Origin of the sequence: Leucobacter sp. OH1287, assembly GCF_003859945.1 — a bacterium.
In the GTDB taxonomy this organism is placed as follows: domain Bacteria; phylum Actinomycetota; class Actinomycetes; order Actinomycetales; family Microbacteriaceae; genus Canibacter.
Window position 1 is genome coordinate 1 of record NZ_RQYM01000015.1, and the last position, 15,901, is coordinate 15,901.

General features: G+C 58.8%; 12 protein-coding genes and 1 pseudogene. 3 read left to right on the forward strand and 10 right to left on the reverse strand.

What is annotated here, in order from left to right; genetic code table 11:
* Positions 1 to 50: 50 nt before the first annotated feature.
* From EII30_RS07785 to EII30_RS09105, 6 genes and pseudogenes are all read right to left on the reverse strand, one after another.
* Positions 51 to 626 carry an alpha/beta fold hydrolase gene (locus EII30_RS07785; RefSeq protein WP_370267060.1) on the reverse strand — a complete coding sequence of 192 codons (576 nt, stop codon included), beginning with the start codon at positions 624 to 626 and terminating at the stop codon, positions 51 to 53.
* Between the two features lie 24 nt (positions 627 to 650).
* Positions 651 to 2,363, reverse strand: coding sequence for an SdrD B-like domain-containing protein (locus EII30_RS07790; protein WP_370267066.1), 1,713 nt, complete (start codon positions 2,361 to 2,363; stop codon positions 651 to 653).
* Between the two features lie 3 nt (positions 2,364 to 2,366).
* A pseudogene (locus EII30_RS09190) lies at positions 2,367 to 4,550 on the reverse strand (SdrD B-like domain-containing protein); the annotation flags it as partial.
* Between the two features lie 635 nt (positions 4,551 to 5,185).
* On the reverse strand, positions 5,186 to 5,971 hold the full coding sequence (locus EII30_RS07800; protein WP_124886777.1) for a hypothetical protein: 786 nt from the start codon (positions 5,969 to 5,971) through the stop codon (positions 5,186 to 5,188).
* A gap of 26 nt (positions 5,972 to 5,997) precedes the next feature.
* The gene (locus EII30_RS07805; protein ID WP_124886778.1) at positions 5,998 to 7,179 is read right to left on the reverse strand and encodes a hypothetical protein; all 1,182 of its coding nucleotides are present in this window, start codon (positions 7,177 to 7,179) and stop codon (positions 5,998 to 6,000) included.
* Between the two features lie 12 nt (positions 7,180 to 7,191).
* Positions 7,192 to 7,323 (reverse strand): hypothetical protein, encoded by a 132-nt coding sequence (locus tag EII30_RS09105; RefSeq protein ID WP_255409822.1) that lies wholly within the window; start codon positions 7,321 to 7,323, stop codon positions 7,192 to 7,194.
* A gap of 396 nt (positions 7,324 to 7,719) precedes the next feature.
* Between EII30_RS09105 and EII30_RS07810 the strand changes: the two genes are divergently transcribed.
* Complete coding sequence (locus tag EII30_RS07810; RefSeq protein WP_124886779.1) at positions 7,720 to 9,537, forward strand: ABC transporter ATP-binding protein; 1,818 nt, start codon at positions 7,720 to 7,722, stop codon at positions 9,535 to 9,537.
* 1 nt (position 9,538) lies between these two features.
* The gene (locus EII30_RS07815) at positions 9,539 to 11,341 is read left to right on the forward strand and encodes an ABC transporter ATP-binding protein (RefSeq protein ID WP_124886780.1); all 1,803 of its coding nucleotides are present in this window, start codon (positions 9,539 to 9,541) and stop codon (positions 11,339 to 11,341) included.
* Between the two features lie 69 nt (positions 11,342 to 11,410).
* Here EII30_RS07815 and EII30_RS07820 read toward each other — a convergent pair whose 3' ends face one another.
* Both EII30_RS07820 and EII30_RS07825 read right to left on the reverse strand, forming a co-directional pair.
* Entirely contained in the window at positions 11,411 to 12,589 is a 1,179-nt protein-coding gene (locus tag EII30_RS07820; protein ID WP_158608688.1) for a Bcr/CflA family efflux MFS transporter, read from the reverse strand.
* Positions 12,590 to 12,670: 81 nt separating this feature from the next.
* On the reverse strand, positions 12,671 to 13,324 hold the full coding sequence (locus EII30_RS07825; RefSeq protein ID WP_124886782.1) for a purine-nucleoside phosphorylase: 654 nt from the start codon (positions 13,322 to 13,324) through the stop codon (positions 12,671 to 12,673).
* Between the two features lie 270 nt (positions 13,325 to 13,594).
* On the opposite strand from EII30_RS07825, the gene EII30_RS07830 reads away from it, so the two are divergent.
* Entirely contained in the window at positions 13,595 to 14,086 is a 492-nt protein-coding gene (locus EII30_RS07830) for an S-ribosylhomocysteine lyase (RefSeq protein WP_199731598.1), read from the forward strand.
* Positions 14,087 to 14,139: 53 nt separating this feature from the next.
* Here EII30_RS07830 and EII30_RS07835 read toward each other — a convergent pair whose 3' ends face one another.
* Both EII30_RS07835 and EII30_RS07840 read right to left on the reverse strand, forming a co-directional pair.
* On the reverse strand, positions 14,140 to 14,880 hold the full coding sequence (locus EII30_RS07835; protein WP_124886783.1) for a cache domain-containing protein: 741 nt from the start codon (positions 14,878 to 14,880) through the stop codon (positions 14,140 to 14,142).
* A 114-nt stretch (positions 14,881 to 14,994) separates the two neighbouring features.
* A complete protein-coding gene (locus tag EII30_RS07840) occupies positions 14,995 to 15,753 on the reverse strand; it encodes a FadR/GntR family transcriptional regulator (RefSeq protein WP_158608689.1) in 759 nt (252 codons plus the stop codon).
* Between the last annotated feature and the right edge of the window lie 148 nt (positions 15,754 to 15,901).

Genomic DNA, 15,901 nt, shown 5'->3' on the forward strand with positions numbered 1-15,901 from the left:
GTTATGTGGCATGAGCTGCATACCTCTGACCCGTACCGGCTTGATTGGGACTAGGCGAGAAATGCCACACATTTTGTCCACTTACCCCGCTTTTTCATAACATCGTCTGGAAGCCCCCGAACAGTTGGCTTCAACACTCTCGCTAACAGTTTGAGACGGGCTAGCGGAACAAACAGTGAACGCTGCAGCGCTAGCGGCAGGGGTTTAAAATGCGGCAGCAGCTGTTCAACGATTGGATCAACCAGCACCATTCCCATGAGATTCTGTACCGAGCTTCGGTTGTGCTTCACGTAGGTACGAACAACAGGTGCACCCCAGCTGTGCCCCACGAGCACCAGTTCCTCGTATGTCTGGGAGCTAACTATCTCCCCCAGGTCACTGGCAAGTCGAGTGAGATCACGACGGTTTTGATCGGGACTGCTAGATCCAATACCTGCGCGATCGTATGCAACAACCCGGCAGTGTTTTGCAAGCTGCTGCATCACTGGAACCCAGTAGAGTGCACTCATGCCCAAGCCAGCTTCGCAAACAACAAGTCGCGGGGAGTCTCCTAGCGTATAGTAGACCAATCGCCGGCCGTCAGCTGTTTTAATAGCGTGTTCAACCGGCGACAGGTCACTATGCAAGGCAGTCTCCCCTAAGATATTTCACTAGCTGGCCCGGAGGCGCTGCAGCTTTGCACCAACCAGCAGTACGGCAGCGAGCAGCAGCGCAGCGGCTGCTCCCCCGAGCGGCAGCAGCGGATCCGCACCACCAGTGACAACCAGGCGCTGCTTTGGCTGGTCACCCGGTTTAACGGGGTCGACCGGCTTAGCAGGCTCACCCGGTTTTGCTGGGTCGGTTGGTTTTGCGGGATCAACCGGGACTGTCGGATCCGCTGGGATCGCTTCGATGCCCTGGTCGATGCTGCGGATTTCAGCGCCCGGCTCTAGGGTTATCTCAACTGTTGCACCGGTTTGAGCGTCACCGTCTGAGTCCTTTTCACGGTCATCTCCGGCACCCTGCGCGACGAAACGGTGACCAGCTGGGAGGCCAGCTGGATCGAAGGTGACCGCGTATTTGCCGGGAACAACCCCGTCAAACAGGTATTCACCGTTCTCGTTGGTCTTTGTCTCACGTTCAACCTGGTTGCCATAGACATCGGTTCCGGTAAGCGCCACCTTGAAATCACTAACTGGTTTCTCGCCCTCGTCCTGCACGCCATTGCCGTTAGTGTCAAGCCAGACACGGTCACCGATCTCACCGAGTCGCAGGCGAACGCCCTGATCAATGTCGGTTCGACTCTGGCCAGCGATTATCTCAAACTCAGTGGTTTTACCGGTTAGTGGATCCCCGTCAGAATCTTTCTCACGATCGTCACCCACGCCGGCAGGCACAAACTCGTAGCCAGCAGGCAGTGTTGTTTTATCAAAGGTGACAACATATTTTCCGGGCACGAGGCCGTCGATCTCGTAGTTACCTTTCTCATCGGTTGTGGTCTCTGCCTCTACCTTGTTGCCGTAAACATCGGTTCCCGTGAGCTTCACCTTTACGCCCGCAACAGGTTTCTCATCGTCACCCTGCACACCGTCATAGTTGGCATCGTCCCAAATCTTATTGCCAACGCTGCCAAGCTGCAGCTGGATGCCCTGGTCAATGTCAGTTTTAGCTTCACCTGCGGCAAGCTCAAACTCAGGAGTTGCACCGGTTTCAGCGTCGCCGTCAGAGTCCTTCGCACGATCATCGCCACGGCCCGGAGCAACTAACTCGTAACCGGCTGGGAGTGTTGACCTATCGAAGGTGACAACGTACTTACCCGGCGCAACACCCGCAAACAAGTAGTTACCGTTTGTATCGGTCTCGGTCTCCCTGGTGACGGCGTTGCCGTAAACATCGGTTCCGGTCAGCATAACGCGCACCTTGGCTGCTGGCTCTTCGCCAGTATCCTGCACACCGTTATAGTTCTTGTCGATCCAAACCCGATCACCGATACTGCTGAGCAACAGCTGCAGACCCTGATCCACTCGCAGATAGTTCTGCTCTGGCGCGAGTGTGAACTTGGTGGTTACGCCCGTTGCCGGGTCACCGTCTGAGTCCGCATCGCGGTCATCGCCCTGGTGTTTCGGCGCGAAACGGTAACCAGCTGGGATACTTGCCGGGTCAAAGGCGACCTGATAGTTGCCCGGTGTGACGCCGCTAAACAGGTACTTACCGTCGTCACGGGTGGTTGTCTCAACGGCAACGTCCCGACCGTAGATATCGGTGCCAGTGAGGGTCACCTTGAAGTTGGGCACCGGATCCTCGCCTTTATCCTGTACCCCGTTGAGGTTCTTATCGAACCAAACGAAGTCACCCACGGTTGCTTTTCTCACCTTAATACCCATGTCCAGAGTAAGGTTTTCATCCCCAAATGAGAGGTGTACCTCAGCGGTTTTACCGGTTTGTGGATCCGCATCCGAATCAATTGCACCGTCGCCGCCGATCTGCTTCTCAACCGGGTCGTAGCCTGCTGGCAGTGTTGTTTTGTCGAAGGTTACGCTGTAAATACCCTCTCTCAGATCCTTAAACAGGTAGATGCCCTGGTCGTTGGTCTCGGTTTCCAGCTCAACCACCTCGGATGTTCTGTTAACTACTCCGCGCAGTTTTACCTTCACGCCCTCAACACCCGGCTCGCCATCGTCCTGCAAACCGTTCTCGTTAACGTCGACCCACACGCGGTCGCCGATGCTGCCGCGCTTGTCCGCAACACCTGCGTCAATTGTGTGGTTCTTCTCACCCGGGGCGAGGGTGAACTCGTCGGTCAGGCCGTTTTTTGGATCCGCATCGGAATCAACCCGTGGATTATCTCCGACGCCCTTAGCAACCATGTAGCTCTGTGGGTGGCTGCTGTAGTCAGGGAACTGCACCCGGTACTTGCCCGGCACCACGTTCGTGAACAGGTATTTACCAACGCCGTCAGTGTTGGTTGTCAGCTCAACCTGGTTGCCGTAGACGTCGACACCGATCAACTTGATCTCGCCGTTCGCCCGCACACCAAAATCAACGCCCTCATCATAGACGCCGTTGTAGTTCTCGTCGTTCCAGAACAGGTCTCCAACCTCGCCTCGCTTAACGCTCACACCCTGGTCAATCCCGAGCAACTGCGCACCCGCTGCGAGGGTGAGCTCAGTGGTTTTGCCGGTTTGTGGATCCGCATCGGAATCTGTCTCAGCGTTGTCGCCCTGCCCCTTCGCCACGAGCTCGTGACCGTCAGGCAGGGTGCTCTTGTCGAAGGTGACAACGTATTTGCCCGGCAGCAGACCATCAAACAGTTAACGGCCCTGATCGGAGGTTTTGGTTTCCTTCTGCACCTGGTTGCCGTAGTCGTCGGTGCCGGTGAGTATCACCCGAATGTTTGCCAGCGGTTCGTCGGTGTCGTTTTGCACACCGTCGAAGTTCTTGTCGAGCCAAACATAGTCACCGATCGAACCCGGGTTCGCGGCAATGCCCTGGTCGATGTTGTTGATTACCTGACCGGAGGCGAGGTCGAAGGCAGCGGTTTCACCGGTGGTTGGGTCACCGTCTGAGTCCTTGTCGCTGTTCTGGCCGTCACCCTTGGCAACAAAGCTGTGGCCTGCGGGCAGTGATGTCGGGTCGAAGGTTACCCGGTAGTTGCCAGGGACGAGCCCCTCGAAGCCGTATTTTCCACCATTTGCGGTTGTTGTTTCAAGCTCAACAGTCTCACCAAATATATCGGTTCCGGTGAGTTTAACCTTAAAGCCGTCAACTCCCTCTTCGCCGCTATCCTGCAGACCGTTGCCGTTCTTGTCGAGCCACACGGTGTCGCCGATGCGAGCGGTGTTGTAGGTTACACCCTGGTCAATATCGGTGCGTTTCTGCGCAACCCCGAGCACAATCGGGTCGGTTGCGCCGCTTGCCGGGTCACCATCTGAGTCGGCGGCGGTGTCACCAACCGCTTGTTTCGCGGTGAACGCCATCCCGGTTTTCAGACCGGCCGGGTCGAAGGTGACAGTGTAGGTGCCGGAGCGCAGACCGGCGAAGGAGTATTCGCCGTCCTTGTTGGTCTCGGTGTTTAGGCTCACCTGGTTACCCAGATCGTCGGTTCCGGTCAGTTTAATCGGGAACTTCGCGAGCGGTTTTTCACCACTGTCCTGCTGACCGTTACCGTTGGCGTCAACCCAGACTTTGTCGCCGAGGCTTGCCGCGTTGGCGAGCTCACGCGAGTCGACCGGACCAACGTTGAACATCAGTCCCGATGCGCGCGCCTCGGTACGGTTAACGTAGAGGTCACCGTCTTTGTTACCCTCGGCAACCATCGTAATCTTGGCGGAGATCTGATCCTGGTTGCCAAAGACTCCCGGGCGTGTAAAGCGTAGACCTGTTACCTCGGCAGCCGAGCTTGGGCAGGCGCCGGTTCCCTTCACCACGGTTCCGCCCGCGGGCGCACTACACCAGGCGATTCCGCTGTCCCCGTTGGAGGCGGCGGTCGGACTGCTCTCCACCTTGTCTGCCTTGGTGTAGAGAATTGTGACGTTGTCGCCAGCGAGCAGGTCAACCTTCTCAAAGCTCATGGTGCCCGCAAACTTCGAACCGTTAACACCGGTTTTTGTCGGCAGCACGTCAATCACGTCCGCCTCACTAACCGCGTTTGGCGCGTTCAGGTTAATAAAGTCGAGCTGCCAAACATTCCGCTGTTTCTGCTGGCTACCCTCCGGGTTCACCTGCACAACCGGTGTCAGCGCCTGCTTCTCCAGTTTGATTCCGGCGATCTGTGAGACGGTGATCTGCGCGGCTGCGGTGCGCTGGTCAACCGGTGACGGGTCTAGCGGATCCGTCTGGGTGACTACCGTGTTCCGGTAGGTGCCGGATCCAGCAACCGCCGAAACGTGGGTGTTAATCTCAATCGGCTCGATTGCCGCGTTCGGCTTCCGCTCCCCAAGGTTAAATCTCAGGTAGGTTCCGCTGCCACACTTAATCTCGAATCCGGCCGGCGCGGGCGCTGGCTGCGCAATCGCCGGGTTAACGCTCGCGCTGTCAAAGACTATGCCTGCTGGCAGGCAGTCCTCAACATAGACAGGCTGCTTGAGCACGTCCTCAGCAACAGCTGCCGATGACAGGATCGGGGAAACCTTCCAGGTGACTTTGTCGCCGGGGCTTGCAACTCCACTGCTGGCAAAGCCTCCGCCCTTCACAGAGACCTGTTTGCTCACGCGTATAAGGCTGGCGAGTAGAGCATCCGGTCGCCGTTGCTGCCGCTGTGGTTTTCGGGGTTGTAGTGCGAACCGGGATTGTTTAGCGCGAGCAGCTCATCCTTGGTCGGTTTAGCGTTGTAGCGATAGACCGCGCTCGCCCAGTTGGGCAGGATGTCTCCCGACTGCTGCCCCGGCTTAACCCGCAGTGCAATCGAGTAGAACTGGTAGACCAGGCTCTGCGCGGTAGCTGTTGGTTCCTCAATCGAGGTGTAGATGCGCACATGGCTAACACCGGTGTAGATACCCTGTTTTGCCAGCTCCGGGTCGTTGCCGGGAACCTTCGCCGGGTCATCGTACCAGGTTCCGTCTTTACAGGTGGATCCGGCTCCGCCACCCGCGGTGGTTGAGTCACCGGAGTATTCAACGGTGTAGGTCGGATCCTTATCAATGTAGGTGCTGCCGCTCAGCCACACAGCCTTACCGTTTGAAGGGAACTTCTGGCCCGAACGGCTGCCCTTACCCCAGTTGCCAGCGTGCAGGTTCAGCTTATTATTGTCCCAGGCATCACAGAGCAGCGCCTGACCGGGCGCGGAGTTGGCGATACCGGATCCAACCAGCAGCAGCACCGAGGTGACTGTCTGGCCTGGCCCAGCAACATTGTGACCGGAGCGCCGAATGGTTGAGCCGGGAGGGCCATCAACCTGCGAATCGCCAGGCATGAACTGGGCTGCTGGCACGTTACCCTCAGCACCGCCGACACCACCATAGAACTTGGTGAAGCCGCCCGGGGCGCTAACCACCGGGGTTGCCTCAAGATAGTTGTTTCCTAACGGATCCGCCCCGCCTGCTGCGGTGTGCCGTCGAGGCCATTACCCTGCAGGTTCGTAAACTCGTTGCGGATCTTCAGGCTTGTTGTTGTGTTGACCTTCACGCCAAGGTCGGTGATCGCGTCAACAGGCACTTCAACGTTGATTATGCTGGAGACCGCGTAGGCTGTGTTGTCCGGAATCACCGGTCGGGCTGCTGGCGCGGAGACCTTGTCCGGGTAGGTGTAGAGCGACCAGTCCGCGTTTGAGATGGTCACCTTTGCCGCTTTGCCGGGCTCTGGCTGCTCGCAGCTGACGGTGCCGCTGTTGCGCACCGACTCGGTGAGGTCGCCGGTGTTGTTGCCCGGTGACATGTGGAAGCGTGGGCGGGTTTCACAGCCAACGAGTCGCGGCGCGTACTTGTTAACCGCGTCAGCACCCGCTGCCTTCCAAGCGGCGCTGTTTACAACGTCCGCACCAAAGAATTTTTCGGGGGTGAGATCGTCCTGGAATGTCACATCACCGGTGAACGGCGCAAGGCCCTTACCGCCCGCGGCCGCGCCAACCAGGATGCTGTAGCTGCGGAGGTGACACTTTCGGCTCGTATCCCACGAGCAGGCGCGGAAGTTCTGGTAGGAGTAACCCTTGTTCTCCTCAATGCCGATGCCGTTCTTGCGGACATCCCACTTTGGTGCCGCGGAAACGGTCATTGACAGATTCTCGGTGCTTGACACCGGATTCGGCGCGGCCTGCGAATTAATTGTTGCAACCGCGGTTGGCACCGTTGTGCCGTTTGGCACCTCGGAGCGCTGCCACACCGGCACCGTCAAAACCTGGGTTACGTTGCTCGCCATATCGGGAATGTGGCAGGTGAGAGTCTGAGTTGGCAGGCTCTGCCAGCTGGTGTTGGTCAGCGGCACAGCCGGTGCTGGCAGCAGCGGGCTAGGTTTTGCGTCGGCGCCCGAGGCGTCATCACACCAGGCGGGTACATCTCGCACCTCCTGACCCTGGGGCAGTGTCAGCGTCACAACCGGTTTTTCGGCGGTGCCACCGTTGGCCACGACGCTGATGTTGTACTCGATGAGGTCGTTAGTGCGGATCACCAGGTCATCCGCCGAGGTGTCTTTGCCGGGTCCGCTGGTGCTGTCAAAGTCCGGGGTTCCGGTTTTGGCGGAGAGTGAGATGCCGAGGGTTTCGCCCACGTTCTGCACAGTCTAGGCCGCGAGGGGCGCGGATACTGGCGCACCGGCGATGACCAGGCCGATCGCAACCGTGCTCGCTATAGAGCCCTTTGCGAGGTGTCGGGTCACGCGAGAGTAGCGCGATTTTGAATGGTTCTCACTCATTGGATATGCCTTTTCAGTTTTTCTCAGTCGGCCGCGAAGAAATAAGTATAGGGGGAGCTGCAAAAAGGTGCTAAACACGTTTAAACAGGGAGATAGACTTTCTCACACTACCAGAAGCAAAAGACAGTTTGCACTTATAGATTCAACTGAATCTAGCAGCAAAAAGGTGTTGCCTACTGTTAACCAGTGCACGTTCCATTTTGACTAGCAAGCAACTTTAACCAGGCGGCTGCTCTAACTGTCTTAGCTGCTACTGCTGATTACTGCCAAAACAGGAAGTACAACAGTTGGGATCAGTAACCCGAGACTAGGGGTATCAAAAAAGAGCGAACAGGAGTAAAGTTAACCCTGTCATAGGATCATCAGACCAGACGCAACCTGAGACGGAGGCTCAGTATGGCATCAGAAACAGCGGGCACCGCGGGCACCGCAGAACCAACGGCTGGCAAGAACACCTCGGCCGCAGCGGGCAACACCGTGGGCGCCGAAACAGCACAGCCGATAACCATCAAAACGCTGATCGCGCCAGCAAAACCCGGCATGGTGTTGAGTGCGATCTTAACCTCCCTCGGGGCCCTGTGCTCCCTCGTCCCCTATATCGCGCTCGTGCAGATCGCGGTTATCTGGTTGGCTGGCGGATCCACCGGGGAGCTGCTGCCCTGGATCATTGTCGCGATTGTTGCCACCGTGCTGTACGTGCTGCTCTACGGTATGGGCCTGCAGGTTTCGCACCTGGTTGAGGCGAAACTGCGCTACACACTGCGCAAACAGATCGTTGATAAGCTTGGCAAAATCCCTCTCGGACGGGTAGAAAACACCTCCGCCGGGGCGCTGCGCAAAACCGTTGTGGACGAGACGAGCAGCATTCACACACTCGTCGCCCACGTCGCCGGTGATGCCGCTAACGCGGTTGTGTCACTGCTCGGCGGCCTCGCGGTGCTGTTCTGGGCTGACTGGAAGCTGGCTCTCGCAATGCTCGCTGTCTGGACAGTGTTTGGCGTGGTTGTCGGCTTCACCTCGTTCAGTGACTACGGCAAGCGGGTTGAGGAGTATCGCGACGCCCAAACCAGGCTCTCCAGCTCGGTTGTTGAAATGTTCGAGGGTATCAAAGAGATTAAAAACTTCCAGGCGGCTGACGCTGCCCGCACCGAGTTTGACAGCGCCCGCACCGATCTCGCCGATGTTTCCTACGAGTGGATGCGCGCAACCTCGAAGTCGATTGCGCTGATCTTCTCGTTCCTGAAACCCGGTGTTGTGATCGCTACACTGACCCCGCTGGCAGTGCTGTTCCTGGTTAACGGCTGGACCGATATCCCCCACGTTCTGCCGTTCTTTATGATCGGAATCGGCCTGCCCTCGGGGCTTGCGACGCTTGTGACACTGATGCAGCACATCTACGAGTCTGAGCAGGCGGCCGCCGCAACCGCGGCGCTGCTCTCCCAGCCCGACCTGGTTAACGGCAGCGAGTCGAGTGACCAGCCCGCGGCGATCAGTTTCGAGAACGTCAGCTTCGGCTACCAGCCCAACAACCCGGTGATCCACAACGCCAGCTTCACCGCCGAGGCGAACCAGGTAACCGCGCTGGTTGGCCCGAGCGGCGGCGGTAAGACCACGCTAGCGAGGTTGGCTGCGAGATTCTACGACGTGGACTCCGGCGTCGTCCGTGTCTGCGGCAAAGACGTGCGCGAGCTCGACCAGGAGTGGCTGCTGCAGCAGATCAGCATCGTCTTCCAGGACATTGCGCTGTCACACGACACCGTCGCAAACAACATCTCCGTCGGCGTCAAAAACGCCTCACAAGACGACATTGTTGCGGCCGCCAAAGCAGCCCAGATTCACGATCGAATCACCCGACTCCCAAACGGTTACGACACCGTGATCGGTGATAAAGACGGCTTCCTGTCCGGCGGTGAGATGCAGCGGATCACAATCGCCAGGGCCTATCTGCGCAACACCCCGATTCTCATCCTCGACGAAGCAACGGCGAGCACGGATCCGCAATCGGAGCACGATATTCACCGCGCACTAACCGGGTTGAGCAGGGGTCGCACGGTGTTTATTATCGCGCACCGCCTGGCGACCATCGCCTCAGCAAACAAAATCGTGGTGGTTGCCGACGGCACTGTCGCAGAGGCGGGGACGCACACAGAGCTGCTCGCGCTTGACGGTGTTTACGCGGGCATGTGGCGCAAACAGAACGGTGAGGTGAAATAGGATGCTACGCAAACTTGAGGCAATAACCGGCTCAAAACAGCTGCGCTGGCTGACCATTATGCTCAGCATTGTGGCACTGTTTGAGGGTGTGACGCTGGCGATGCTGCTGCCGTTCTTGCGCGCGTTTATGAGCCCGGAGGGGTCAGCCGAGCGTGAGAGCCTGCTGCCGCTGACCGTGCTGATCTGTGTTATGGGCCTGATAACCTTCGTGTTCTCCAGCTGGGTTTCAATGTTCGCCAACAAGGTGAGCGTTTACTCGGTGAGCGACAACATGATTCGGGAGGTTGCCGGTCACGCACTGAAACTGCCGCTCGGCTGGTTCACTGCCCGCCGCGAGGCGCTTTTGGCGACAATTATGTCGCGCGAGATTAACTCGCTCTCGCACGTCGCGCCGATTCTGCTGCCCGCGCTCACCAGCCAGTTTATTGTGCCGAGCGTGCTGATTATCTCGCTGCTGTTTGTCGACTGGCGACTCAGCCTGGTGATGGTTATCGCGGTGCCGCTGCTCTACCTCGGCTGGAAGTTTATGGCACGCAACAGCGTCGCCGCCGACCAGGTGGAGGCGAAAGCGGCAACAGCCTCGGCGGGAAAGCTGATCGAGTTTGCGAAACTGCAGCCGGTGCTGCGCGCGAGCGGTGTCACCCGCGCAGGTTGGGAGCCACTAAAGAACGCGCTGGCAGCCGAGAACCACGCGCTGCTCTCGAGTATGCGCGCAAAGGGTCGCCCGATTCTGCTCTACACCCTGATCGTTGACGTGATGCTCGCCGCAACCCTGATAACCGGCTACTGGCTGATCAACACCGGCCGCATCGACGTGCCGGTGTACCTCGCCGCGGCGGTTATCGCGATCCGCATCACACAGCCGCTGTCAAGCTCGGTTGTCTACTCTGACGAGCTGCACAAAGCAAACAACGCACTCGACCAGGTGCACGAGGTGCTGGACGCGGATCCGCTGCCGATCGCCGCAAACCCGGTCACCGAGATAACCGGCACCGCGATCAGCTTCAACAACATCAGCTTCGGCTATAACCCCGAGCGGCCGGTGCTTACAAACATTGACTTCGTTGCCGAGCCGGGCAAAATAACCGCGCTGGTGGGTGGATCCGGCACCGGAAAATCAACGCTGCTGCGGCTCGCAGCGCGTTTCTGGGATGTCGACAGCGGATCCGTCACAATCGGCGGCGCTGCTGGCCCGGGCGGCGGCGCGGGCACTGCCGCAGGCGCGGGCGGCGCGGCGATTGACGTGCGGGAGTTCGACCCGGAGGCGCTGATGGGTAAGATCGCAATGGTGTTCCAGGAGGTTTACCTGTTTGACACAACCATCCGCGAAAACGTGCGCATGGCGAAACCCGAGGCGACCGATGACGAGCTTGACCGGGCCGCGAGACTGTCGCGCCTCGACAGTGTGATCGAGAAGCTGCCCGACGGCTGGGACACCAAGGTTGGGCACGGCGGACTGAAACTGTCCGGCGGTGAACGGCAGAGGGTTGCGATCGCGCGCGCCTTCATTAAGGACGCACCGATCCTGCTGCTGGACGAGATCACCTCCGCGCTCGACAGCGAGAATGAGGCGGCTATCACCGAGGTTATGCAGGAGCTCAGCCGCGGCCGCACGGTTATCGTGGTTGCGCACCGGCTCAGCACAATCCGCGACGCGGACAAAATCGTGGTGCTGAAACCGGGCCTGAACGGTGCTCCGGCAACCGTCGGCGAGATCGGCACCTACGAGGAGCTGGTCTCCCGCCCCGGCATCTTCTCCGACTTTGTCGCGGCCAGCAAGAGCGCGAGCAGCTGGCAGGTTTAGCCGCGGCCAGCGGCAGCGGATTTTCCCGGCGTCGCAGGCTGCCCTACGAGGGCGGGCCCGCTGGCAAGTTTAACCTCGGGGCTGGCGGGATCCGTACAGCGCACACCCGAACGACGCGAGCGCGCAGGCGGCGAGACAGATCAGCATCGGCACCGCCGTGTGCTCACCGCCGAGTCCAACCAGCGGCGTTATAGAAGCACCGATCAGCAGCTGCAGCGACCCCATCAGCGCGGCACCGGATCCACGATTGTAGGGCTTTGTTTCGGCGAGCGCGAGCGCCGAAGCGTTCGAGCCGACGAAACTGTTTCCGAACACGAGCAGGAAAGCGTTGGCCACAAAACTAACCACGGACAGCACCCCGAGGGCGGTCTGCAGCACCAGCAGGGCGACCGCGGTTAGTGCGATGGCGGATCCAATCACCAGCATCTTAAATGGCCCGACGCGCGGCGCGATCCGCGAGTTGATAAGGTTGCCGATCAGGATGGCGGCGGCGCTGATCGCGAACCCGATCGCGTACTGCAGCTCGTTAGCCCTGAGCATGCTCTGCGCAACAAATGAGGATGCCGAAATGTAGCTCATCAGGCCGCCGAAACTGAGCGCGAAAACCAGAATAAACGCGGTGTAGCGCGGCTGTTTTAGCAGCTGCAAAAGTGGTTTGTAGGCGTTAAGAATCGGGCCGCGCTGGCGGTTTTCCGGCAGCAGGCTCTCGGGCAGCAGCAACAGCACGGCAACAAACATGGTCGCCGCAATCACGGTGAGGGCAACCAGGACGGCGCGCCAGTTGGCGACGGCGGCGATTGGTCCACCAATTAAAGGTGCGATCAGCGGGCCGAGCGAGCTAACCATCGCGAGCATGCTGAGTGATTTCACGGCGGTTTTCGGGTCGCTGATATCAACCACGATTGCGCGGCTAATCACCACGGCGGCTGCGGCAGAGAGTCCCTGTACGAGGCGCAAACCAATAAACAGTTCAATGTTTGGCACAAACACGATCGCGAGCGTTGAAACAAAGAACACCGCGAGAGCCGGCACAACAACCCGACGGCGACCCACCCGGTCAGAGACAACCCCGTGGAACAACTGCCCGATCCCGACGCCCGCCATAAACGCGGTCAGCGTCAGCTGCACACTCGACGGGTGCGCCGAAAGATCACTCGCGATATTGCCGAACGACGGCAGATACATGTCAACAGACAGCGCCCCCGCCATGCTGATAAATCCCAGCAGGCACAGCAGTAGCCCGGTCATTTGCGGTTTTTGCGGTTCGGGGTGGAGAGACTTTTGCATAGCACAAGCTAGCTTACTCCTCCCCGCGAGGGTTTGCAGAAGTTAGCTGCCGAGCAGCTGCGGCAGCTCGCTGTTGAAGAACTCCCTCAGCTGACGTGATTTCAGGAACACGATCTCGTCCCACTCCTGGTCGGTTGTGCTGCTGTCGGCAAAATCGCTCGGAATCTTAAACACGTAAAGCGGCACACCGTAAGCCTTGCACACCGCCGCGTAGGCGTAAATTTCCATGTCGACGAGGCTCGCCCCGAGGGCGGCAATCTCGATCCGCTGCTGATCACTCGTCACAAACTGGTCACCGGTTGCGATCGTCGCGGTTTTATCGAGCACGGCCGGCTCAATCGCGATCCGCGGCTTGCTGACGTTGATATCGTGCTGCACCGCGCCCGTGATCTGCACAACCGTGTCAAGGTCGTGATCGTCCGAGATAATGCCGGCGGTGCCGAGCACAACTACCCGCCTGATCGGCTGCCCCGCCTCCCTAGCATCGGCGAGCGCCTTGCCGAGCACCGTCGCCGCGTCCACCTTGCCAACCCCCGTAACCAGGTGCGGCACATCGGTGAAGGCGCTGGCCTCGTCACCGTGCGCAAACACCAGCAGCTGCCCGGCGGTGCCTAGCGGATCCGCTCCCCCCGCCTCACTCGGTGCGGCGTGGTTTGCTGGCTGGTCTGCGGCTAGGTCTGCGGCGTTTGTGCCCATGAGCGTCCTTTACGGTGGTTCGTTCTCCCCGCCCAACGGCGGCGCGGTCTAATGCTGTCCCCGCCCTTCGGTGGCGGGGTCTTAACAATCAGTAACAACCCTACCGGTTATTTGCGAGTTTATTAGACTAGAGTTATTGCTGCTGTGTTCCGTGGCGGCGGATCCAATAGCCACCGCACTGCGGAGCTTAGTGCCGCAACCGACTAAGGTTCGGTGCCTGCCGGATCCACACACAGCACCCCTTAACCAACAAGCAGTTTGGAGTTTATGATGGCCGATGTCGAGATTGCCGAGGTAGAGAGTTTCACGCTCGATCACACCGCCGTAAAAGCGCCGTATATTCGGCTGATCGGTACCGAAACCGGGCCGAAGGGTGACGTTATCTCAAACTTTGATGTGCGGCTTGTGCAGCCTAACGAGCAGGAGATTCCGACCGGTGGCCTGCACACAATCGAGCACACAATTGCGGGTCTGCTGCGCCCGCGACTTAACGGCGTGATCGACATTTCGCCGTTCGGTTGCCGCACCGGCTTCCACCTGATCGTGTGGGGTGAGCCGACCGTGCGCCAGGTTGCTGAGGCGATCCGCGACAGCCTGCGCGACATTGCCGAGAACATCACCTGGGATGCGGTTCCTGGGACCGACGCCTTCAGCTGCGGCAACTACCGTGACCACTCGCTGCACAGCGCGAAAGCGTGGAGCGCCGACATTGTGTCACGCGGTTTCTCGCTGGATCCGTTCAACCGCGACGAGGTTATCTAGCTCGCCGCGCGGCAACCTCACCTGTAACGGGCAATCACCATCCACGAGGTAATCTAGCTCGTAGCTAGCCTCTGCACCAACAGGAACGGGCAGGTTTCCGAGGCGATCACCCGGAACTGTCCGGCACCCTCAGGGGAGGCTTTGACCGGGTGTTTATCACCTGTTTCAAGTTCAAGGTCGGAGGTGATAACAACCCTACCGCTCTCGTTAATCAGAGACAGATCAACGTGTTTCTGCAGCTCGGGCAAGAAGTGCCGCTCAACCGTCTCAAGCAGCACGTCCAGACAGGCAACGCCCATAAACTCGTCCGCGATAAACAGCGGTTTTGAGAGCGTCAGCGTTATCTCGTTTGAGCACAGATAGTCAACGAACGGTCCGGCAATATGGCTGTTACCTGTTTGTGCGGGAACCCGATACCACTCCAGGCGTCTAATATCCACCTCAACCTGCCCTGGCCCGAACGCGGAACTTGCCAGTTGTGTCTTGTTTTCGCCCTGCCACCATGCAAGCGGGTTGCCCGCCGCAACAAGCGCTTCGCTGCCGCAGTAACCGGCGCCGTAAATATCAACCTCGGTGTCACTGAGCAGCTGGGTTGCTCGCTCCTTCACCAGTGACGCCAACTGGTTTCCGCTCAGTTTTTGGCCGTTCTGCACGCTCTCCTGAAAAGCCGCAGACAGGTCAGGGAGCCAAAACTCAAGCTTGTTAAATCCGCCCTCAAAGAACGATTCAATCGAACCCAGCAACCGCTTCAGCTCAGCCGTCAACTGTTTCTCGTCTGCTGCGTTAGCGTTCATTTTAAGATCCCAACCCCTATGTTCAATCCCTGCGGTGATAAGCGCCCTTAATCTCCCGTCTAGCATATGCCAAAGTGGCCAGAGCGCAAAAGTTACTTCGCTGGCGGATCCGTGCTAGCCCCCGTTTTTTAGCAGACTCTGCTGTTCAAGCAACCACCGCATAGTCTGTTTACTGTCAGTGTGGACAACATCCGCAACGGCCGACTCGTCTCCCCCGCGGATCGCCTCTAGTTTCTTGACCAGATTCGCCCGCGTCTGTTCTCGGCGGTCTTGATCGGAGTCCTGCAGGCTAAAGAACGGCAGGCACTCGGTGTGCACGTTAATGTGCTCATTGGTTAGGCGAACAGACTGGCTTAGCGCGGCGATTTCCAACTGCACATCGGTTATTTGCCTCCGCCAAACCTGCGGGTCGGAGCTGTTGATTGACTCAAGCACCTGCAGCACAGTGTCAATCTCGGTCGTGGTCGCTCGCCGGCAGGCATAAACACCGCAGGCAGTTGTGATGACATCGTAGTGAATACCGAGATCAGACAGGGCGATGCGGGGCGTGTCCTTAAGCGCTGCGGCGTTGAGCTCCAGGATCCGCTGATAACTGGGCTTAACAAAGCTGCCGCCCACGCGACCCCGCTTTGTTTCGATGTAGCCGCGCTGACGAAGGTGAGACAGCGCCCCGCGGACAGTGATAATTGCGACACCTAAAAGCTCCGCGAGTTCCTGTTCGGCGGGGAGTCTCTCGCCCTGAGCGAAAGCACCGGTTGTGATGGTTTGGATAAGCCTGCTAGCAACCAGCTCTACCCGCCCCTCTTCACCGAGCGGCGCTAGCGCAGCGTGACGGAGCCGAGTCGCCGCGGGTGTTTCCAAGTGCTGCTGCATCCCAGTCCTGAGGTCAGAGTGGCCAGTTAATTGTTTCATCAGCTAGTTTACCCGTCATTACAGTGTGTTTTTGGTGAGACTAGAACGATTTTGAGATTAGACTTGCGAATTAATCATTTTAGATAGTATGTTATATGTTTAAGATAGA